The organism is Bacillus sp. AP50, from assembly GCF_040492675.1.
Taxonomy (GTDB): Bacteria; Bacillota; Bacilli; order Bacillales; family Bacillaceae_G; genus Bacillus_A; species Bacillus_A cereus.
Genome location: NZ_JBEUTW010000529.1, coordinates 1 through 1009, shown reverse-complemented (window position 1 = coordinate 1009; position 1009 = coordinate 1). Strand labels below are relative to the sequence as shown.

The window sequence follows — 1009 nt, the reverse complement described above, 5'->3', positions numbered from 1 at the left end:
GTATGGACCACCATCCTTAATTAAATATATAAATCATATTTTTAGCAGATATTAGTTGTAACTAAATTAATTACATCTTTATGTAACTATTTTAGTTACAACTAATATAGAAGTCAATTCTTTTTTTCGAAAACATTAAATTTCTACATTATAACGAAATTCTGTGTTAACTTGTAAAAAAAAAGAGGAGCCATCTCCTCTTCATAAATAAACACTATTTAATTTGTTCCTTATACTCATGGTTAACAACTACATACCACTTTCCTGTATCAAATTTTTCTTTATTAATCACGTAAACTTTACTTTCTCTCATTACCTCCCCTGGTTTTAATCCCTTAGTAATACTAGAGGTCTCGCCTTTTTCAACCGCATAACTACTAGCTGCCAACACATCACTTTGGTAAGCATTATCATTTTCATCCACTAAATCCACTGATGGTAAAACGGCTAATTTCATCGGTTCGTTTGTGATATTTTTCCCTTCTGCTTCTACAACAATAAAGACATGTCCATCTTCAGGTTTTTGGAATCCTATACTCTCTTTACCAACCTTATCTCTTTCTACAACTCTTTTTACAGTTACATCAAATTTAGGTGTATGAAAATCCTTGTTTACAGCATACTCTTTTTCTTTTATTTTTGATTTCTCTTTTGTTTGTTCTGTATTTTTCTGCTTTGTATTCTCTTTCGTTTTCGCCTCATCAGTTGTTTCCACTTTCTTTTCTTCTTGTTTAGAATTGGTTTCTTTAGATTCTGAAGAAGTTTTGTCGGATGTATTGCCGCAACCAGATAAATTGAATACTAAAGCGCCACCTAAAATACATGTAGTAAATTTTTTCAACATCTCTTTTATCCCCCAATAACACGATATGTAAATTCCTTACTTATCATAGCAAAAAACAAGATCTTAAATTGTTGCATCTTGTCGAATGATTAAGAATAATCAATTGTTTTTATTACATATAAAAAACATGATCTTGATGTAGTACCAAGATCATGTTTTACGTTG

General features: G+C 30.3%; 1 protein-coding gene. It reads right to left on the bottom strand.

What is annotated here, in order from left to right; translation table 11 throughout:
* Nucleotides 1–214: 214 nt before the first annotated feature.
* Nucleotides 215–844, bottom strand: coding sequence for a hypothetical protein (locus ABWK52_RS26020; RefSeq protein ID WP_098434948.1), 630 nt, complete (start codon nucleotides 842–844; stop codon nucleotides 215–217).
* Between the last annotated feature and the right edge of the window lie 165 nt (nucleotides 845–1009).

Coding starts and splice junctions, on each gene's coding strand:
- ABWK52_RS26020 (WP_098434948.1), bottom strand. CDS start 844: ATGTTGAAAAAATTTACTACATGTATTTTAGGTGGCGCTTTAGTATTC.